Genomic DNA, 19,683 nt, shown 5'->3' on the forward strand with positions numbered 1-19,683 from the left:
AGCGAACATGAATCTGCAGACAATTCAACAAGAAGTAATTGGCATATCAGCTGAAGTTGGTAGTTTTATTCAACACGAATGTGAGAATTTCGATTTGAGTCACATTGAAGAGAAGGGTAAATTCAACAACCTGGTTTCTTATGTTGACAAAGAAGCAGAAAGAAAAATTGTTAAGGTTTTGCAAAAGCTGCTCCCGCAAGCAGGCTTTATTACAGAAGAAGGCACTGTAGAACAAAGTAAGTCACACGAATACAATTGGATAATCGATCCGCTGGATGGCACCACTAATTTTATGCATGGCTTGCCAGTGTATGCCATTAGTATTGGTCTGGTTAAAAATAACAAGCCTATACTTGGTGTAGTGTATGAAGTAACACGTAAGGAATGTTTTCATGCCATAGAAAACGAGGCTGCCTATTGCAACGATAAGATTATACGTGTTTCAACTGCCAAGGGTCTTAATGAGAGTTTACTGGCAACGGGTTTTCCATATTATCAATTTGAAAAAATGGAGGCCTACCTCAATATCATCAAAACTTTTCTTGATAAAACACATGGCATCAGAAGGCTAGGCAGTGCCGCCATTGACCTTGCTTATGTAGCCTGTGGAAGACTTGATGGTTTCTTTGAATATAACTTAAACCCCTGGGATGTGGCGGCAGGCACCTTCATTGTTCAGCAAGCCGGTGGGATTGTTACCGATTTTAAAGGTGGTGATAATTTTCTGTTTGGTGGCGAGTTGTGTTGTGCTACGCACCGCATCCATGCTGAAATGCTTCAGGTAATACAAGAGCGATGGTGAAATAAGCACAATACTGTCGGTATCAAGATGGTCAGGATTTAAGGATGAACAAGATCTGACATAAATTAACTTTGGCAAATCCTGTTCATCCAGCAATTTCTTAAATTCTGATCCTGATTTATTGTATTTTACTCATACCTCAATGACTTTACCGGATTTGCTGTGGCGGCCCTTAAAGAACGGTAACCTACAGTAAACACTGCGACCAAGAGTGTAAGTCCAAGTCCTGACAGGAAAATCCACGCTGATATGCTGATGCGATAAGCAAAACCATCAAGCCACTGATTCATTACAAACCAGGCAAAGGGTGCTGCCAACGCAAAACCAATACCGATCAGCTTCACATATTCCTTTGAGAATAGAAACACAATGCCTTCTACTGAAGCGCCTAGTACCTTGCGAACACCAATTTCTTTGTTCTTCTGGTTGATCATAAAAGTGGCAAGGCCAAACAGTCCAAGACATCCAATAAAAATGGCAATGGAAGTAAATACAGTAAGTAAAATTGATGTTCTCTCCTGACCTTCGTAAAAACCACGGATGGATTCATCTAAAAATTCATAGGAGAATAAATGTTCGGGGTAAGTGTCTTCCCACATCTGTTGCAACTGCGGTAATGTGTTTTGAAATGATTGCGCATTTACTTTTAGGGAAAGTGTACGATAATTAGAAATTCTATTCATCAATATTGTTGGCTCGATTTCACTTTCCAATGATGTAGTATGAAAATCCTCCACTACGCCCACTACTGGAAGTGTTCTTCCCCACACAAGCATACGCTTACCTATAATCTCGCTTGGGTTGGTGAAGCCTGCTATTTCGGTAAGTCGTCTGTTCACCACGAAACTGCGTGCCGTATCCAGATCATCAAGATTTTCACCTGCCAGTATTTTCAAACCATAGAGATCAATGTAGTTTCCATCCACCAGTTTAAGTTGTGTGTCTTTTCTTTGATCATCTGTTTGTCCTTCAAAGAGAAAACCGGTTCCGTTTACATTACCTGAAGAAGGTGCGGTGTTGGACAGTGAATATTTCTCAATACCCGAAAGTTTGGAAATTCTGTCTGCCAACGTTCTCATTTTGCTTGATTTAGTACTATCAGTCGCGGGTCCTTCACGCTCCGGGATGGGTATGGTTACAATCGCATCGCGTTGAAAACCCAAATCTTTATCCTTAAAATAATTCATTTGGGTAATCAGTGTTATGGTACCGATAATCAGAAACTGTGAAATGAAGAACTGTGTAACTACTAAACCCTTTCGTAGAAAGAAGCCTGAAGAGTTCTTGTTTCCCATGGAGTTTTTCAGTGCGAGTGCAGGTTTAAAGGCTGAAATAACAAATGCAGGATATAAACCAGAGAATAGCGATACACCAACAAACAACGATATACCATATATCACGAAAGGTATATTGGTTAAAGGATTGAGTGTTAATTCCAATTCAAGAAAGGGATTCAAAAAACTCAAAGCGATCTGGGCAATACCAAAGCCGATCAGAATAGCCATAGCAGTTACAATTCCAGTTTCGCCCAGGAATTGAAACATTAATTGTTTTCTTGAGCTACCCAATGTTTTACGAATACCAACTTCTTTAGAACGTTTGATTGCTTCTGCTGTTGTTAAATTGATAAAGTTAATGCTCGCAGTTATAATCAATAGCAAAGCTATTACGCCCAGGGCGATGAGTACCACCTTCGGAACAGTATCGTAATTATAATTGCCATAGCGTTCGTCAAAATGAATTTCCGCTAGCGGCTGAATAACAAAACGCTGGTTATCATAATTTTCTTCTGGATTGTATTTCTTATAGAAAGCATCCATTCTGCTTTCTATTTTCCCAACAGGTTCATCCTCCTTCAACAAAAAGTAACATTGCTCATCACTCCAGATTCCACCCCATCCTTTTTCTTCATTTTCCTTACGTATGGTCTCATAGGACAAGTATAATGTAAATGGCATATCCGTATTATTGGGCGGATCTGCTACTACTGCTGCGATTTTAAATTCCTTACTGTCAAACTTTATTACTTCACCTACTGCATCCTCTTTATCAAAATATTTTTTAGCGAGCGAAACACTGATGACTGCTTCGTTTGGTTCATCCAATCCTTTTTCTGCATCACCAATTAATACAGACCGATCAAAAATTTTAAATACCGCAGGGTCTGTAAAAACTACACCTCGCTCTTCCTCAAACTTTTTACTTTCGCCATTTGCCTGTGGAATGAGGATAAGTGCACCCGACTGATATTGGGTGAATAATACTTCTTCTGCCTCCGGAAAATCCAATTTAAAAGCCGGTGGTAGAGGCGTTGGAATACCGGGTGTGTGGAAACTTCCTGTATTGCCGTCAGAAGTGGTTACTACTCTGTAGATTCTGTCGTAGTTGCTTTGAAATTTATCAAAACTATAGTGGTACTGGATCAGCACAAAAAGAATAAAACTGGCTGCTGTACCAATGGTTAATCCTAAAATGTTAATAACTGCCGTATTTCGCTGGCGTAGCAAAGTGCGAATGGCAGTGATCAGGTAATTTTTAAGCATGATAATTAATTTTTTAAGTTTTATAGATGTCTGAAGAATTCAAAAAGTTGTGTAAAATATTTATTCGTAACGCAAAGAGTTAACAGGGTTTGTTATGGCGGCCTTCATTGTTTGTGAACAAATAATCAGTAATCCTAATCCACTAATGATTACTGCTCCTGTACCGACAAGTAAAGGCGTAATCTCAATTTTATATGCATACAAATCAAGGAATAACCCGCTCAGCAGTATGCTCACTGGTGTGCCTATGAGTAATGCTATACCGATTAACATCATAAAAGATTTACTCAGCAGCAATACGAGCGCTGATACAGAGGCGCCCATCACTTTACGAACGCCTACTTCTTTTACACGTATTTGTGTTGCGTACATTGCCATCCCCAACATACCTAAACATGCGAGTGTTACTGCCAAAAATGTAATGTATCCAACAATTACTAAAATGTCATGCATCCCTGCCTGGCGGTATGCATCGTCAATTTCCTCTTCCATTGTCATGTAATCAATTGTATGGATTGGATCCAGCTTTTTCCAGATGGCTGCTATTGACGCCATTACTTCTTCTTTTTGTGAGGGGACGATTTGTGCAGTCAGGTAACCAAAGTTGTTCGCAGTATAACGAAGTGCCAGGGGGCCAATCTTATTATTCATTGGCCGGAAGTGGAAATCTTTTACCACACCAATCACGGTAAGCATAACAGAATCATCTACATAAATACTTTGTCCGATGGCATTTACAGGATTTGTCAATCCGAAGCTGGTTAATGCAGTTTCATTCAAGATTATATGCTTCTCTTTTTCACCCTGTTCGTTGGCTGCAAAGTTTCTACCAGCCAGAAAAATTAAGTTTAGGTTATTGATATAATTATCGTCAACTAAGAAATCACGCATCACAAAAGGTTCATCGCTTTGATAGCGCTTGTAATCGCTTGAGCGATCACTCCATGTGCCTAATTTATGAGATACTCCACCGACACTCACCACACCGGATAAATTACGGACTTCGTTCGCCATTTTTTCAAAAGGCACACCTTGCAGTCGTACATTTATTTTATTTTTTTGATCAAATCCGTAATCTGATGAGAGCATAAAATCAATTTGTGTATAGATCACTAATACGACTATAACAAAAACAACTGATAGGGAGAATTGCGTTACCATCAACACCTTACGGAGGGTAAGTCGTGAATATATTTTTAAATTTCCCGCATCTTTTAACACGCGGGCAGGGCGAAAAGCCGAAAGATATCCAGCAGGTAAAAGTCCTGCTATTATTCCAACCGCTATGGCGAAGCCTATAAAAATAAAATAAAGAAATCCATCTTCTTTTAACTCCATGGCAAACTCTTCATTCAGCGGAAGTTGTAAATATCCTGTTTTTAAAAATTGAAGTAATACATAGGAAAATACCAATGCAATAAGTGAGAACACAACTGTTTCACTTACAAATTGAACGAACAATTGATAGCGTTGGGCGCCAATCACTTTTCTTACACCTATATCACGTGCACGCGAAAGTGATTTAGCAATCATCAGGTTGGTGAAGTTAAACACAGACATGAGCAATACTACAGCTGCCAGTGTGCCTAAGAATAGTAAAAAGAAGGTGGGCATTCCTTGCCCCATTTGATTGGAGAGCTCTGGCCCAGGTGTGATCTCGCTTAAGGGGTGCAAATAAAACTCATATCCTTTATCGCGCGTTTCTAATTTTAATCCGGCATAGTATTTTTTACTAATGGTGGCCAAAGCCTCTTCTACTTCCTGCACAGTACTCCCATCTTTCAGTTTAAAATAAAGATAGTTCCCATAATAGTTATTCCAGTTGTCTATTGTAGGGCTGAGTACGCCTGCTTGCTCTAAGGCAGGCAGTGCTGTGAGTGAGCCCAGTATTTGAAATTCGAAATGTGTTTTACTTACAAAATCCTCCAGCACGCCTGTTATCGTATAGTCACCATAGCCGTTGATGGAGATTGTTTGCCCTAATGGTTCTGTTGTTCCAAAAATTCTCTCGGCTGTTTGTTGTGTAAGCACTAAACTGTTTGGTTCCTTAAGTGCCGTGGCGAGATTGCCTTTTGCAAACGGGAAATTAAAAACTGTTAAAAAAGAAGGATCAACAAACAAACCATTTACTGGTACATTCACATTGCCATACGTTGCATCACCATTAAATCTTCTATTGATACGCACCACACTTTCGGCAAAGGTGTAGTCTTCCTTCATCACTTGGCCAAGCGGCATGGGTGTAGAAGCATAAGGTTCTATGCCACCGTCTACACGCAGGGCGCGGGTGTTTACACGATAGATGCGTTCGCTGTCTGAATGGAAATTATCGTAAGTGTATTGTTCTTTAACAATCAGGATAATCAGCATACTCAAGGACATGCTTACCGAAAGCCCGATGAGGTTAATAAGCGAAAAAGTTCGGTTGCGGTAAATGTTACGAAGGGCGATGGTCAGTATATTTTTAAGCATAAGTTTCCTTAAAACATGCTTGGTTGCATAATCCACGCCACATGGAAATTGGCTTGAATTGGCCGTTTATGGAGCATTTGGTGTGCAGATATGCAAGAATTTGTCCGTAAATGGACGGCTATTATCGAACTTTAGCCCTGACAATTGGGTTTTAGCTAAAGCATAGTAATTTGCAACATGATCCAGGAAATTATCATACTCTTCCTTTTTACAGGGGCGCTCGCATACATCGGCCGTCTGTTCTATAAGCAATTTCAGGTAAAATCAGCTTGTGCCAGTGGCTGCAATAAGTGTACAGCTGTGGATTTTAATAAAATTGAAGCGGAATTAAAGGAGCGAAATTTCTAAGATTAATTTTACGCTCAATATTTACTGCTAGCTCAAGAATCTTTGCTACCCTTTCTCTTACAAATTTCTTCACCCCTCATTTTATCAGCTTAATTAACTTTCTCTGTTGAACAAAATTGCGTTAAGCTCCATTCAAAACAGATAAGAGTTCCTTTATATCTACAAGTTGATTTATGCTTTTTTTCTCAAGAAAACTGTAAAGCTTGTACCGACATTCAGCGTACTTTTTACTTCAATTTTTCCACGCAATTTAGCAACGGCCTTTTTGACAAGGTAAAGACCCAGACCATTTCCCTTTGAAATCTGTGTTCCTTTAAAATATTGATCGAAAATTTTGTCCAGAAAATCGGCTTCAATCCCAATACCGTTATCTTCGATAGTAACAACAATCCATTTCTCTGTTTCTTTCAATTGTACGTTGATTAGCGGCTGATCCTGATTATCTGGCCTTCTGAAATTGATAGCATTCTCGAAGAGGTTGTAAAAAATGATGTGTAATAAACGTGCATTAGAGAAAATCTCTAAGTGCTGTGGCCCTTCATAAAGAATTGTTGTATTTGTGCCCAGCTGCTGTGCTCTTTTAATAAGATCTTTTATCAAAAAGGAAAGTGTAACAAGCTCTGTCTTATCTTCCATTTGATCAAGCTCATGTGCCATTTGCATCTTCAGTAGCATTCTATCCATTTGCAAGGCAGTTTCGGCTACCATATGAAAGAGTTTTAAGCCACTTTCTTCCTTCACTTCAATTTTAGCAATGTTCTCAAGCCCTAATAAAGTAGAGAGCGGCCTGCGCATGTCATGAGAAGATCTGTATAAGAAAGTATCCAGTTCTTCCATGGTCTTTTCTAATTCATGGGTGCGTTCACTTACTTTTAGTTCTAACTGGTTATTAAGTGCCAGCATTAAATCATTAATTTCTTTCAGGTTTTTACTCTGCATTTCCAACTCTTCATTTTTGCTCTCAATTTCATCGCGTTGTTGCATGATGATATGATTGTTATTTTTTAACCGGTTTACATAACGTACATATACGAATATCAACGACAGCAGAAGAATCAGAATAATGATAGAGGAGAGAATGATAATTCCTTGTGTTTTAATCTGAGCTTGATTTTGTTCTTCCTTGGCAGCAAGCAACTCAATTTCCTTTTGCTTTTTCTGCAGTTCATACGATGATTTAACACTTGCCAGGTTGAGTGCTTCTTTCTGGTAATTGATAGAGTCTATCATTTTTAAATGAATTTCCTGCGACTCCAGTGCACCCAGTAAATCACCTTTGGCTTGTCTCAACTTAGCCTGAATCAACCAATAGGTTGAAAAACGAAAAGCATGTGGATCCTTAATCAAATACCTGACTGAGTCAAAATATGAAGTGGCCGCATTCAGGTTTTGTAATTCAATATAGATGGAAGCGATTAGAATACTGGCCCTGGCAGCACTCTCGTATTCTTTATGCAACTTACTGGTTTTCAAATCAAGTTTAAGTCCCGCCAAAGCTTTTTCATATTGCTTCAGCTCGATATAAACACTGGCACGGTTTCCATTTACCAATGCCACCCAAAATTCATCGCCCAATTCTTTTGCCATTCTTTCAGCCTGGTCATAATGAAACAAAGATTGTTCATAGTTTTTTGTTTTATATGAACTGAGGCCAATAGTATTGTGCGTAGACATCAGGGTAAACTTGTCTAGAAATGTTAGTTCATTATAAGGTGCCTTTTTGATCTGCTCTAATGCAGCCAAGCCTTCTTCTACTGACTGGCTATAATTACGAACACTGTGATACAAATGGGAGGCTAATGAATGGCTTCTGGAAGCGAAGGTGTAGTTTTCTAATTCAGCAAAGGCGCCTGCCGCTTTTAAGCAATGCTCGAGTGCCAGCGGCAACATGTTAAGGTATCGAAAATATTCAGCAGCATAATAGTAAACATGAGAGGTTACAGTAGGGTCTTCGTTGTTAATGGTATAGGAAATACCCGTTAACATATAGCGCAGGGTGTTGTCCTGATCCTGAAAACGATTACTCAGCTTTGCCAGATTCTGAGACGCAAAGAAATAAGCATAAGGTACCTTACTTTCCTCTGCAAGCTTTCGGATTTTGAACGCCCACTCAAACGCCTCCTCCTTTTCGCGTGAAGTCAGCTCATGGTTCAACTTTTCAAATATGCTTTCTTGTTTTTCCCGCGCAGTCACTGTCGGAAACAGTTGGATCAGACTATCAAGGGTTTTCCTTTGATGTTGACAGTAACTATTGACAGAGATGATAAATAAAAGGCAACCGGTTAATAATCGGTTCATTTGCTCTCGTTGTGCTGAATTAAGGTATAAAAAAATAGTCCGCAAAACTAATGCAAAGCCCTTAATTTCACATGAAGGAGTACTATTTGTTGATAGATGCTGTGAGCTTATTGGGCACAGCGTATGAAAAGTACTTATGATATGTTTTTCTCGGCTCTCAAAAAGGATACCCCTGCAGGTGTTTGCACAGACTTATTCCTGATCAACCAAGTTAACTCTAATATATACCTTATTATTAAGGTACTGCTTGTGGCGTCCCTCAACAGAAATCTCATTCAATGCAAAGCGTCTGTGTTTTTTATAAACTATTGTGCAAACGCGGCTGCTCTATATTAAAGCGATGTGCGAATATCAATATGCGGACACGCAGGATAAATACCACATGGCTTAATCATTTAACAGTATTATGGATTTTATCTGCCTGCCTTTGGCATCATAATTATAGTGCATTGCATGCCTTCATCCGTTTTATTTGCTTGCTTTTTGGGATCAAAAATAAATTGCAGTTTCTCAAGACTTGTTTGTTCATCGCCATAACCTTTATACCGATAACCATTAATCTTTTTATAGCAAAAAGTTCTGATACAACTGTGTGCAAACAGTTTTTTTGGATGCTGAATCGATATAAGCAAATATTACTCACACTTCATCTACACTTTCGCCAAGATTCCAAGAAGTTCTTATTCCCTTGAGTGAAGCATGACCACCATCGACTAAAACCGAGGTCTCTTTTTCTCCTTTAAATGTTTCAAGCATTTCAAAGGTGGTTTTATGAACTGAACGATTCAAAGAAGTATCTCAACTAACGCTGTCTATTGCTAAAATGTGCACTAAAGCTATGAAACTGAATTCAGCCAAATCTGCTTTTGAGCGAAGGGCTGGCTTAGTGCCGCATGTACATGCCACTATACTGGATGAAACAAACAAGAGCAATACACACAATAAAGACTTTTTCATAACTAAACAGGCATTCATGCAATGCTTATTAAATAAAAAAAGGAATTTTGAATACTGAAAATTCCTTTTGAAAGCCCTCCGGCAGTCAATGAACTATTACAAGGCTTTTACAAATCTATTCTCCAGATTTCAACTTCCATTTCTCTGCTAAAGCAGCATTGAAGCCGTCTTTATCTTTTGGGTTGGGCTCTCCTTTACCAGTAGTTATCAGGTTGTAAAGACTCTTGTTTATATATCCACTCCAGGCATCATGACAAACGTTATAACAGGCATACTCAGGAACTAAGCCTTTGTGAGTAAACTGAATTTTTGTTTTATTACTTTCAGTACTAATTTCAAAAATCAGCTCTGTGTTTATCCATTCAGTTTTATCTTCTACAAAATTAAACTCGTTCTCCAATACCCTGTAAACCAATTTCTGATCAGGAACAAGTGTTATAAGTTTCATCTTACACAAATGAATGTTCTTATAGTGATAAAAGAAGGTTTCGTTAAGTCGATCTGTATTACCTTCAATTTCTTCAGACCACCAGGCACGAAAATTTTTAATAGCATTAAATGCTACTGCCGGGCTTTGTTCGACCCAGATCACCGTGGTAAAACTTTTATTATCCATGATTTTACTATTTGTTTTGGTTGTATTGGCTAAATCAATTTGCAGGGAATCGTTATTGGCCTTCTGCTGGCAACTAAGCGCAAGCATTGATACGATGCTTGCTAAAAACAAGGTACTTTTCATTCTCTTGAATTATTTATTATACTTTACCTGTATTGATTAAGGGTAATAATTTATTCTCCAAATAGGCTGTCCAGGCAGGAGAACAGGCATGATAACACTCAACCTCAGGCGTCAGCCCTTCGTGTGTAAAAGTGAGCAGGGTCTCTGCTCCCTTTTTCGTAATGTCGAAAATCACTTTGCTCCCCGTCCATTCGTTTCTTTTCTCTATAAAGTTAAAATCACTCTCTGTTGTCAGCCACACGATTTTCTTCTCGGGTATTACCTCTACCAGTTTATGCTTAGAGTAATGAGCGCCTTCACCAGCACGAAAAGTAAATTCGTCATTTAGTTTTTCTGAAGCGCCTTCAATTTCCTCAGCAAAATAACCGTGCCACCAGGTGCGAACATTGGTAATTGCCTTAAAAACGTTTTGTGGTGATTGCTTTGTTGATAGTACAAGGGTGAAGTGTTGAGATGTCATAGTGTTTTTTCTTATTGTTAGATTACTGCCTGAACAGTATGCCTTCCGAGATTGTGGAATACAAAATTATGACTGAAATTCCATTTTAAGAGGTGGCAAAATAGACATTATAGTGGGTTGATTTGGACATAATGCTGCTATACCTTTGTTAAAAATTTACCCAATGAAACACATTACCATACTTGTACCTGAAGGTGAGGGCAATAACCTGAGTAGTATTGTTGGTGCCTACAAAATATTTTCAAGAGCTAATACATATTGGAAACAACATAACAAGCAAACGATTTTTAAAATACAGATCGCGGGCACTTCTAAAAAAATTGATTTCTACGATGGACTGTTTAGTGTTAAGCCGCATATTCACATTACTGCTGTTGCCAAAACGGATCTCATTATTATTCCTTCACTTAATCACAACTACCTGCAAGCCGTTAAAGAAAACAAAAAACTTATTGCCTGGATTGTGAAACAGCATAAGCAAGGTGCTGAAATCGCCTCTATCTGTACAGGAGCTTTTTTATTAGCTGCCAGTGGTCTATTAGATGGCAAAAGTTGTTCTACGCATTGGTCTGCCGCTGAGAACCTGAGAGAAATGTTCCCTCAAATAAATTTACAAGCCGATAAGTTAATTACTGATGAACATGGCCTTTACACTAATGGAGGGGCTTATTCTTTTCTGAATTTGATTATCTACCTGGTTGAAAAATATTATGACAGGCAAACGGCCATTTTTTGTTCAAAAGTGTTTCAGATTGAAATGGACAGGAATAGTCAATCTGAGTTTGCCATTTTTACAGGTCAGAAAACACATGGTGATGAGTTGATAAAAGAGGCGCAAAGTTTTATTGAAAGCAAACTGCATGAAAAAATATCCGTGGAGGAACTGTCTTCAAAATTTGCAGTAGGAAGAAGAAGCTTTGACAGAAGATTTATTAAAGCTACCGGCAACACACCCATTGAATACGCACAGCGGGTAAAAATTGAAGCGGCTAAAAAAGCTTTTGAAAGCAGCAGAAAAACTGTAAATGAAGTTATGTATGCAGTCGGCTACGCTGATGTTAAAGCATTTCGCGAAGTATTTAAAAGAATTACCGGGATGCCACCGCTTGTCTATAGGAGTAAGTACAATAAAGAGGCAATGATATAACCATGCCTTGCTTCAGCAGCTGATGAATTGTCATCGAACTTGTCTGGCTATTCTTCTCTCCAAATTGCCCAGGTGCCTGAAGAATTCTCAGCATGGAGTACACCGTCCTCATCTTCCAGTAGCATGGGTATCTCCCATTCACCTTTAATTTTATTATCCAAAGCGTCAAACTTACCTTTATAATAAACAATGGTTGGTGTTTCACTTTCAATCGAAAACGATTCATTGTTCTCATCTACATAATGTTCCATGCTATAATACTTGGTGAATTCTATTTCGTCACCATTCTGATTTCCTTTGATCAGGATTTCATCATCAATTCCGCCATAGGCAACTTCCTCAAAAATTTGTCCAACAAATTCGTTTATTCCTCTTTTAATGGTTAACCGAAAAGGCACCTTCGTTTGTTGTTGTTCTTCCGTATAGCCCTCACCAAAAGTGTAATAGCCTATCCAGTCACCACCTATTTCAATTATATTCATTTACTATGCGGGTTGAATTTATCACATGTGTCGTTCGTGTTTTTACAAACCACAAACAAGTTCAATTAAAAATAAGCTCTGTGTTGGTATGAGCAGATCAATCAAAGCCTATGCTTACATGCCAGCCATCACTAAATGCAGTCTACAACTATCCTTTATAAGGCAATACCTGGGCGTTAATTCCAGATCTCATTCATTGCAGTCAGTATCATCGGTTGGCCGTCAGTTACTACAATGGTATGTTCATGTTGTGCCATAAAACCACCCTTATTGCCAACCATCGTCCAGCCATCCTCCTGCGTTTCAGCATAAGTAGAGGTAGTTGATATAAAGGTTTCAATGGCCACAACCGTATTTTTCCTGAACCTGGTCTGATTAAATCGATCTCTGTAATTCGCTATCTCACTCGGCTCTTCGTGCAGGCTCCTGCCTATGCCGTGCCCGGTAAGGTTTTTGATTACTTTATAGCCACGTTTTTTTGCTTCTGTTTCTATCAAATGCCCGATATCGGCAATGCGCACACCACTTTTTATATTGAAGATTGCTTTGTGTAAAATTTGCTTTGAAGCGTCAACAAGTTTTTGTCGCTGGTGAATATCTTCTCCTAACACAAAAGAGCCTCCGTTGTCAGACCAAAAACCATTCAACTCAGCTGAGACATCAATATTAATCAAGTCACCGTCTTGAAGGGTTCTGTTCTCAGAAGGAATACCATGGCAAAACTCATGATTCACACTGATGCACGTCCAACCTGGGAAACCATAGGTTTCATGGGGAGCCGACTTCGCACCAAAATCCGCCAGTATCGTTGCACCATACTTGTCTAATTGTTTCGTTGTTATACCGGCTTGCGCATAGTTTCTCATCTCCTTCAAGGTGTACGCAACAGCTTCACTCGCTTTCTGCATACCGACTAATTCTGATTCTTTTGTTATGGACATTTCGATTTGTCTGTTTGTTTGCAATTTACTTTTTGTCAATCAACCCATTGATGGGTGCATATTTTCACTGCTTCGCTTTTAAAAGGAATCTTCTCTCATAGGATTCAATCCATTCTTTAACCGATATTTTTTTCATTAATTCACCAATGAGTTTGTAAGGAATCTCTTCCATCTTTTTAAACCGAACACAACTTTTACCCATATCGAGTTTTTGCTTGCTGTGTTTAGGGTATTCGCTCACAAACCATTTCAACAATTTGGGGTCAGCATAAATTCCCATGTGGTAAAAATTAATGGATCCCTTTTGCGAGGCAATACCAGCAAAAGGTAGTGGCTCTTCTGGCTTACAATGATAACCAGCGGGGTAAATTTTATGGGGCACCACATAGCCTAGTCCACCGTAGCTGATGGCAGGTTCAAATCCTTTAGGAAGGTTTTTTACAATTACTTCGTGTAGTTTATTAAACGGCTCAAGTCTATCCGCTGGCAGGTTTAATAAAATCTCCTTAACAGTTTTACCTTGTGCTTTCATGGCCAGGATGCTCAGGTCAAATATAGCTAACAAGTATAAAAATTTACTTATGTTTTCACACACTTTGGTTAGCCATTCCTCAGATCATCTACTGCGGGTGTCAGTATCGCGTGGTGACATCCGTACTGATATGTTGTTGCCAATTCAGTTACACAGTATACTTAAATTCAAGTATCTGCCATGTACTTTATGCATGCACCTTCTTGCTTAAATAGCGCTTGTCGCTGCTGTTCAATTATAAAGTGCGCTGTTGTCTTTAACCATATATTAATACACTACATTTACCGTTTTAGCAACTGGATAGAGGATTGACGCGCGTGCCTCACAAGCCACAAGCTAACAATGCAGCCCTACTCTTAAACATTGTTTCCTATTTTAAACTTGATTAATGAACGAAGCATCTTTAAAACCCCGAATTTACTTTTTGGATTGGTTGCGTGTCCTGGCTTTTTCACTCTTAGTGTTTTACCATGCAGGGCTTATTTTCATAGACTGGGGCTTTCATATTCAGAACCATGACCTGAGTGAGTGGTTAAAATTGCCGATGTTATTTGTAAACCAGTGGCGGTTGCCTTTATTATTTTTTGTGTCGGGTGCAGGCATCTATTTTGCGCTGGGAAATAGAACTGCAGGTGTATTTGCCAAGGAGCGATTTGTGCGCATTTTTATTCCGCTGGTATTCGGCATGTTTGTAGTCATTCCCCCTCAGGTGTACTTTGAGTGGTTACACCACGAAACGTTCACAGGCACTTATCTCGACTTCTATCCCTTATACTTCAGCAACATTACCTGGAATCATCTCTGGTTTCTTACCTATTTATTTGCATTCAGCCTTCTGGCCTTGCCCTTGTTTTTATATCTCCGCAGTGAAAGCGCAACGGCTGCCATCGCCTCTTTTTCATCGCGTCTTATAAAAAGCCGAACCCTGATTTTATTCGCTTTACCACTTTTTCTTATTGAGATTTTTCTTCGCGATGGCTGGCCCGACAATCGCAACCTTGTGAGTGACTGGTACAACTTTGCCTTCTATTTTTTACTGTTAATCTATGGTTACTTTTTTGCCAGCGCCAAACTGTTTTGGATCACCTTAGAGAACAACCGGAGCATTTACCTGGTGTTGGGCTTGTTTTCGTTTTGCCTGATTTACTTCGGGTGGCATCAACCAGGAATAAATTTTCTAGAAACATTTGCCCTGGGCAGCTACATTTTTGATTTATTCAAATGCCTTAATATCGTATGTTGGATATTTTGTCTACTGGGTTATGCCAGACATTACCTTTCGCACAATAACCGTAGCCTGCAATACACCAGTAAAGCGGTATATCCATTTTACATTCTTCATCAGACTGTTCTGATAGTGCTTGGGTTTTATGTGATTAAAACTGAATGGAGCATACCAACCAAATATTTACTCATTGTAACAGGGACCTTCGCTTTTACAATGTTACTATACGAGCTGATTATCCGAAGAGTTAGATGGATTGGTGTATTCTTTGGCGTAAAATAATAGAGCGATGGTCAGGTCAATTTTTTGTGGATAGATTTATGTAAAGTTACGGCTTGGTTTGTGTCTCCACGAATCAGGCTGGCAATCATTTAATTTTTTTTGTGTTTCTTTGATTGTACTTAACTATGTAATCGAGGTACTTTTCTTTTTTCTGTTTTTCATTCTCAAATTCCACTAACAATTCAGGATCATCTGTCTTTAAGATTGTATTCATTATGTCCTTCGTTAACAAATAGATTTTGCCAGTGTTAAAGTTTATAATTAATTCATCTTTGTAGGGACGCGGTATAGGCAAAAGCATGACTGGAAATGAAGTCAGTACAGATCCGACTCTGACACCCTCTTCTTTAAAGTAACAGTACCTCCCCAACACTACAATTTCATTGTATTTACTCCTTTTTACAAATATCTTTTCACCATCACAAAATCCCCACACATTTCTATTCTTCAATTTTTTGTAGACACCTGTCTTATTATCCAATACACTCAGCTTATTTTTTGTAAAGGTAAAGTCATTGGTAAGAGATGGTTCATTTAACTTAAACTCTTCAAAAGTTGTGTATACGCCCTTTTTGTAAACTGCTGCATTTATTATGTACTTATCCTGATTTACTACGCCATTGCTTGGTTCCTGAGCCCAACTATTGCTGGTGATGAAAAATAGAATTAAAAAAGCAAATTGTAGTTTATTCATATAGTTAACTTCTTTTTTATTTAAATGTGACTTGAATAATATTGCCAAAAACGGAATTAAAGACCTAAAATCCAGAGATGAAGTATTCTGTACATGTTATTTTATAATACATTTTGTAAAATTATCAATTTGGAGGCAATTGTTTATACTGTTTTTTTATAATGCTGGTTTGTGAAGGATCGAACCAAGAATGGAGAGCCACGACTGACGACAACAGTCATTTGTCAGCTTAATATTCTTTTTAAAATTTCACTAATCTCCATCCCTTTATTCACAATCATAAGGTGTCCTCCCTTTTCAACTTCAAAGTCACAAGTCCTGACAGGCAATATTTTATCGTCCGTTCCATGAATATGAATCAAATTAGCTAGTACCCTTGTGTTTTTCCAGTTCACAATCTTATCAATGGCCCAATATAAAAATTGGCCATCTGTATCCTTTATTATCTCTTTCAACAATTTCTTTTCCTGATCAGTTGTTGTTCCAAAGAACCAATAAGTCAACAGGTTTGTGCTTTTAAAAATACTTTTGGGTACTACTTTGTTTAACCCCAATAGTCCTGCAATTCTAAAATAAAAGGGAATATCAAACTTATTCTTTGCTGATGATACTAATATTACTTTTTCTGTATCAATTAGCTTTGCAATTTCTACAGCTACGATACCACCGAATGAAACCCCAAGTAGAATGGGTCGATTTGTTTTAATTTGTACCGATAGTCTTTTTGAATAACTCGCTAATGATTCGTTATGAATAGGTGGAATCCATTCAATATGATTTACACTGACATAAGAAAAGTCAACAAAGTCAAATACTCTTTTGTCAGCACCAAGTCCGCTTAATAAATATATTTCTCTCATTGCTAAAGCCACCTTGATTCGTGTCCCCACGCATCAAAATTTTACACTCATACCTTTTCATGTTACCATGCGAGGCCACTTCCATGCATAATAGATAATCAGACAAAGAAGCAGAACTTCTACAACAGCGCCAAATACCATGTGTATCCAGGCCTCTCCTGCCAAATTAAACAGTATCAAGGGAATATTCACCGCAGCAATAATGATATTAGTCCAACGATTTACACTAGCCGGGAGTGCAACAGAGAGGAAAATCATCAGTGCCGGTATTGTCACTACGGTGAGTGCTGCCAAAAGAAATCCTTGCGTAATATCAAATACAAACACCCTCCCTGTCTGAATATCCGCTATCTTACCTGGCATGTATAAGTGGAAATAATCAAGATAGATAATAAGAAACATTAAGCTCGCCCATAGCGCTGCAAGCTTTAGTTTCACACTGACTTTAATATCTTCCAGTGCATTTTTTGGTATTTTTTGTGTACTCATAAATTATCGACTAAAAATTAAGCGTTAATTCGTGTCTTTACCTAAAATCCATCCGACCGATGTTTACTTCGAAACAGCGGCCTGACGGATCGTATGGTTAGTTGAAATTTTAATGCTTTCAACTTAGTGTTAAAGAAACAGCTTAGTGCTAAAAATTATATCCGAAATGCAGGCCTGGTTCAGGTGTCCATTTTGGCCATTTATCATCTTTTTCTTTAAAACCATCGGGCATTTTAGTGAAGTAAGGGCGGCCGGCAACCCCAAGAGATGGTTCTATAAAAAACTTGTCTTTAAAAAGTTTAACGTGATAGCCCACGCGATAAGTGTTGAAAATAATGAAACCATCACCCACCTTGTTACCGCCTTCATTTTTATATGTTTGCCACATAGGCGTTGCGTGTACTGCTGCGTAAAGACCTTTCCAAAAATACCGTTGATAAGCCAGGCCAATTCCATACTCTCTTATGTAACCAGGAAATTTCTCGTCCGGTTTTCCATATGCCTTATTATAAAAAGGGTTGATACCAAGGGGCCAGGCATGTTTCCAGGTTATGAGTTCAAGTGAAATCACATCCTTTCCTGTAATCCGATAGCCTGCATTAAGCTGAGCGAAGCCGGGAGGATTTGTTTTGTCAAAATTACCTAATAAAAACAGCGTGCTACCGACAAACCACTTTTTGTATGTACTGTCCTGTTTGGCATATTGTGCCTTGACCTGGAGCGCACTTGCCATCATTACGGTAAAAGCTAACAATAAAATTTTCTTTTGCATTTCCTTACTTGTTATGTTAAACGATACAGCAAAAGTAGATTGGCCATAGATTTAACATCGTTCACTTAAGTTAATAAACGGTTTGCGCTTTGGCTTTTTTCCAAAGTATGTATCCTTATACTATGCAGGTTTTGTGGCTTTATACCACAAGGCGGGTTAGTGCAAAAACAATCGTTGTCGTTTTAAAAGTTATACCCAAAATGAAGCCCTGGCTGAATAAAGTAGTTAGGCCATTTTGTTTCTAACGATTTAAATGATTCCGGAACATTCGTTCTTACAGGCCAGTAACTACACCCAATAGCGGGTTCAAAAAAGAAGCGGTTTTCAAAAAACCTAAACTGGTAACCCAAATGGAAGTTCAGATACAAGGTGTATCCATTTCCAATCTTCTTTTTATTCTCATCTATATATTTTTCAAAAGCATTTAATGCGTGAAGGGAGGTATAAACTCCTTTCCACCAAAAACGCTGATAGCCTACCGTTGGTGCCAGTATGCGTGCGTGGCCAGGATAGTTTTTGCCCGGTGCATCAAAGGATGGTCCAAAAGGGATACCGATGGGCCAGGAATAAATGGATCTTTTAAACTCGAAGGAAACAACATCCTTAGGTGTTATCCTGTATCCAACATTTAATTGTATATACTCAGGGTTGTTTACTTTGGAAAAATTTCCAAGCATCAACAACGAACTTCCGACATACCACCTTTTAAAGGTGCTGTCCTGTCTGTGATCTTGTGCATTCACCTGTAAACTGCATGCCCACACGCAGGCAAGTCCAATCCATAAAAATTTCTTTTGCATTTCTTTTCTTTTTTGTGAAACGATAATGCAAAAGTAGATTGGCGAAATGCTATAACTTGTTCACTAAAGTTAAGTAAGGAATCTTAACCGCGATCTTTCTCTGTGATCCTTCCCCTTAACCTGCTTAAGGATTGTGGTGTTATACCCAGATAGCTCGCTAACTGGTGTTGGGGCACGCGTTGAATAAGGTCAGGTCTTTTTTGTAGTAAGTTCAAATATCGTTGCTCAGGAGAAGAAGTTTTAAATTCGTCAAAGTCTATTCGCTCCTTGGCTAGCAATTCTTCCGAAAATTTTCTACACATGATGTCGAACTTTGGAAATTTACTGTTTACTTCTTCTTCCATATCTGCATTGGAGATTAAAAGTATGCTGTCTTCTATGGTGCTTACATAATAATCAGAGGGAGTTTTCTTTACCACACAAGGAGGTGTTAATGCTTCCATTTCTGTGTAGAAGGCTGTAGTTTTTTCTTCGCTATCTACAACATAATAGGTACGAATGCAGCCTTGCAAAACGAAGTAGCTTTCTTTCGATTTTTGTCCTTCTTTAAGTAAGATCGTCCCTTTCTTTACTGAGTGAAACAAGTCCAAAGAAACGAGTGCATTTTTCTCTTCATCTGTCAGAGAAACGTATTTTGATATAAAGTCAAATAGTAGATTTTCCATTGTTTTGTTTTACTGCTGTTTGTTACAAAGTCATCAACGTTTATTTTGATGCTTTGGCCGCTTTTGAGCCATTATTGTCTATTGTAACCAAATGTAATAGCGAAGATAAAGCTTTATTTTTGGTCTTCACCTGGCCACTGACCACTCAATGTTACCCGCAGTGAACGTTGAGATT

General features: G+C 38.5%; 19 protein-coding genes. 5 read left to right on the top strand and 14 right to left on the bottom strand.

Annotated elements, in window-relative coordinates; all coding sequences use genetic code 11:
* The first annotated feature begins 7 nt into the window (after positions 1–7).
* Positions 8–802, top strand: coding sequence for an inositol monophosphatase family protein (locus tag ACO1XM_RS08920; protein WP_486228020.1), 795 nt, complete (start codon positions 8–10; stop codon positions 800–802).
* A gap of 128 nt (positions 803–930) precedes the next feature.
* On the opposite strand, the gene ACO1XM_RS08925 is transcribed toward ACO1XM_RS08920, so the two are convergent.
* Both ACO1XM_RS08925 and ACO1XM_RS08930 read right to left on the bottom strand, forming a co-directional pair.
* Positions 931–3,345 (bottom strand): ABC transporter permease, encoded by a 2,415-nt coding sequence (locus ACO1XM_RS08925; RefSeq protein WP_486228022.1) that lies wholly within the window; start codon positions 3,343–3,345, stop codon positions 931–933.
* A gap of 60 nt (positions 3,346–3,405) precedes the next feature.
* On the bottom strand, positions 3,406–5,817 hold the full coding sequence (locus ACO1XM_RS08930) for an ABC transporter permease (RefSeq protein WP_486228024.1): 2,412 nt from the start codon (positions 5,815–5,817) through the stop codon (positions 3,406–3,408).
* Between the two features lie 177 nt (positions 5,818–5,994).
* Between ACO1XM_RS08930 and ACO1XM_RS08935 the strand changes: the two genes are divergently transcribed.
* Positions 5,995–6,165, top strand: coding sequence for a hypothetical protein (locus tag ACO1XM_RS08935; protein WP_486228026.1), 171 nt, complete (start codon positions 5,995–5,997; stop codon positions 6,163–6,165).
* A 171-nt stretch (positions 6,166–6,336) separates the two neighbouring features.
* Here ACO1XM_RS08935 and ACO1XM_RS08940 read toward each other — a convergent pair whose 3' ends face one another.
* Entirely contained in the window at positions 6,337–8,358 is a 2,022-nt protein-coding gene (locus ACO1XM_RS08940; protein WP_486228028.1) for a sensor histidine kinase, read from the bottom strand.
* 943 nt (positions 8,359–9,301) lie between these two features.
* Here ACO1XM_RS08940 and ACO1XM_RS08945 point away from each other — a divergent pair.
* The gene (locus ACO1XM_RS08945) at positions 9,302–9,478 is read left to right on the top strand and encodes a hypothetical protein (protein ID WP_486228030.1); all 177 of its coding nucleotides are present in this window, start codon (positions 9,302–9,304) and stop codon (positions 9,476–9,478) included.
* A 57-nt stretch (positions 9,479–9,535) separates the two neighbouring features.
* Here the strand turns inward: ACO1XM_RS08945 and ACO1XM_RS08950 are convergent, their stop codons facing one another.
* Together ACO1XM_RS08950 and ACO1XM_RS08955 are read right to left on the bottom strand one after the other, a co-directional pair.
* Positions 9,536–10,159, bottom strand: coding sequence for an SRPBCC family protein (locus ACO1XM_RS08950; protein ID WP_486228032.1), 624 nt, complete (start codon positions 10,157–10,159; stop codon positions 9,536–9,538).
* Between the two features lie 16 nt (positions 10,160–10,175).
* Complete coding sequence (locus tag ACO1XM_RS08955; RefSeq protein WP_486228034.1) at positions 10,176–10,619, bottom strand: SRPBCC family protein; 444 nt, start codon at positions 10,617–10,619, stop codon at positions 10,176–10,178.
* 163 nt (positions 10,620–10,782) lie between these two features.
* Here ACO1XM_RS08955 and ACO1XM_RS08960 point away from each other — a divergent pair, with 163 nt between their 5' ends.
* Complete coding sequence (locus ACO1XM_RS08960; protein ID WP_486228036.1) at positions 10,783–11,766, top strand: GlxA family transcriptional regulator; 984 nt, start codon at positions 10,783–10,785, stop codon at positions 11,764–11,766.
* A 47-nt stretch (positions 11,767–11,813) separates the two neighbouring features.
* Here the strand turns inward: ACO1XM_RS08960 and ACO1XM_RS08965 are convergent, their stop codons facing one another.
* The 3 genes from ACO1XM_RS08965 to ACO1XM_RS08975 form a co-directional block, all read right to left on the bottom strand.
* Entirely contained in the window at positions 11,814–12,248 is a 435-nt protein-coding gene (locus tag ACO1XM_RS08965) for a hypothetical protein (RefSeq protein WP_486228038.1), read from the bottom strand.
* 176 nt (positions 12,249–12,424) lie between these two features.
* Positions 12,425–13,189, bottom strand: a complete 765-nt coding sequence (gene map / locus ACO1XM_RS08970; protein WP_486228040.1) for a type I methionyl aminopeptidase — start codon at positions 13,187–13,189, stop codon at positions 12,425–12,427.
* A gap of 64 nt (positions 13,190–13,253) precedes the next feature.
* Entirely contained in the window at positions 13,254–13,754 is a 501-nt protein-coding gene (locus ACO1XM_RS08975) for a DUF1801 domain-containing protein (RefSeq protein WP_486228042.1), read from the bottom strand.
* A 355-nt stretch (positions 13,755–14,109) separates the two neighbouring features.
* Between ACO1XM_RS08975 and ACO1XM_RS08980 the strand changes: the two genes are divergently transcribed.
* Entirely contained in the window at positions 14,110–15,228 is a 1,119-nt protein-coding gene (locus ACO1XM_RS08980; RefSeq protein WP_486228044.1) for an acyltransferase family protein, read from the top strand.
* Between the two features lie 85 nt (positions 15,229–15,313).
* Here ACO1XM_RS08980 and ACO1XM_RS08985 read toward each other — a convergent pair whose 3' ends face one another.
* The 6 genes from ACO1XM_RS08985 to ACO1XM_RS09010 form a co-directional block, all read right to left on the bottom strand.
* Positions 15,314–15,922, bottom strand: a complete 609-nt coding sequence (locus tag ACO1XM_RS08985; RefSeq protein ID WP_486228046.1) for a hypothetical protein — start codon at positions 15,920–15,922, stop codon at positions 15,314–15,316.
* 224 nt (positions 15,923–16,146) lie between these two features.
* Entirely contained in the window at positions 16,147–16,812 is a 666-nt protein-coding gene (locus ACO1XM_RS08990; RefSeq protein ID WP_486228048.1) for an alpha/beta hydrolase, read from the bottom strand.
* Between the two features lie 27 nt (positions 16,813–16,839).
* Positions 16,840–17,271 carry a DUF6326 family protein gene (locus ACO1XM_RS08995; protein ID WP_486228050.1) on the bottom strand — a complete coding sequence of 144 codons (432 nt, stop codon included), beginning with the start codon at positions 17,269–17,271 and terminating at the stop codon, positions 16,840–16,842.
* A gap of 148 nt (positions 17,272–17,419) precedes the next feature.
* Positions 17,420–18,043 carry a hypothetical protein gene (locus ACO1XM_RS09000; protein ID WP_486228052.1) on the bottom strand — a complete coding sequence of 208 codons (624 nt, stop codon included), beginning with the start codon at positions 18,041–18,043 and terminating at the stop codon, positions 17,420–17,422.
* A 182-nt stretch (positions 18,044–18,225) separates the two neighbouring features.
* A complete protein-coding gene (locus tag ACO1XM_RS09005; RefSeq protein WP_486228054.1) occupies positions 18,226–18,843 on the bottom strand; it encodes a hypothetical protein in 618 nt (205 codons plus the stop codon).
* Positions 18,844–18,926: 83 nt separating this feature from the next.
* The gene (locus ACO1XM_RS09010) at positions 18,927–19,508 is read right to left on the bottom strand and encodes a Crp/Fnr family transcriptional regulator (protein WP_486228056.1); all 582 of its coding nucleotides are present in this window, start codon (positions 19,506–19,508) and stop codon (positions 18,927–18,929) included.
* Between the last annotated feature and the right edge of the window lie 175 nt (positions 19,509–19,683).

Source organism: Chryseotalea sp. (assembly GCF_057350905.1).

Excerpts from the sequence above, each read along its gene's own strand:
- ACO1XM_RS08920 (WP_486228020.1), top strand. The coding sequence starts at position 8 with ATGAATCTGCAGACAATTCAACAAGAAGTAATTGGCATATCAGCTGAA.
- ACO1XM_RS08925 (WP_486228022.1), bottom strand. The coding sequence starts at position 3,345 with ATGCTTAAAAATTACCTGATCACTGCCATTCGCACTTTGCTACGCCAG.
- ACO1XM_RS08930 (WP_486228024.1), bottom strand. The coding sequence starts at position 5,817 with ATGCTTAAAAATATACTGACCATCGCCCTTCGTAACATTTACCGCAAC.
- ACO1XM_RS08935 (WP_486228026.1), top strand. The coding sequence starts at position 5,995 with ATGATCCAGGAAATTATCATACTCTTCCTTTTTACAGGGGCGCTCGCA.
- ACO1XM_RS08945 (WP_486228030.1), top strand. The coding sequence starts at position 9,302 with ATGAAACTGAATTCAGCCAAATCTGCTTTTGAGCGAAGGGCTGGCTTA.
- ACO1XM_RS08950 (WP_486228032.1), bottom strand. The coding sequence starts at position 10,159 with ATGAAAAGTACCTTGTTTTTAGCAAGCATCGTATCAATGCTTGCGCTT.
- ACO1XM_RS08955 (WP_486228034.1), bottom strand. The coding sequence starts at position 10,619 with ATGACATCTCAACACTTCACCCTTGTACTATCAACAAAGCAATCACCA.
- ACO1XM_RS08960 (WP_486228036.1), top strand. The coding sequence starts at position 10,783 with ATGAAACACATTACCATACTTGTACCTGAAGGTGAGGGCAATAACCTG.
- ACO1XM_RS08965 (WP_486228038.1), bottom strand. The coding sequence starts at position 12,248 with ATGAATATAATTGAAATAGGTGGTGACTGGATAGGCTATTACACTTTT.
- map (WP_486228040.1), bottom strand. The coding sequence starts at position 13,189 with ATGTCCATAACAAAAGAATCAGAATTAGTCGGTATGCAGAAAGCGAGT.
- ACO1XM_RS08980 (WP_486228044.1), top strand. The coding sequence starts at position 14,110 with ATGAACGAAGCATCTTTAAAACCCCGAATTTACTTTTTGGATTGGTTG.
- ACO1XM_RS08985 (WP_486228046.1), bottom strand. The coding sequence starts at position 15,922 with ATGAATAAACTACAATTTGCTTTTTTAATTCTATTTTTCATCACCAGC.
- ACO1XM_RS08995 (WP_486228050.1), bottom strand. The coding sequence starts at position 17,271 with ATGAGTACACAAAAAATACCAAAAAATGCACTGGAAGATATTAAAGTC.
- ACO1XM_RS09000 (WP_486228052.1), bottom strand. The coding sequence starts at position 18,043 with ATGCAAAAGAAAATTTTATTGTTAGCTTTTACCGTAATGATGGCAAGT.
- ACO1XM_RS09005 (WP_486228054.1), bottom strand. The coding sequence starts at position 18,843 with ATGCAAAAGAAATTTTTATGGATTGGACTTGCCTGCGTGTGGGCATGC.
- ACO1XM_RS09010 (WP_486228056.1), bottom strand. The coding sequence starts at position 19,508 with ATGGAAAATCTACTATTTGACTTTATATCAAAATACGTTTCTCTGACA.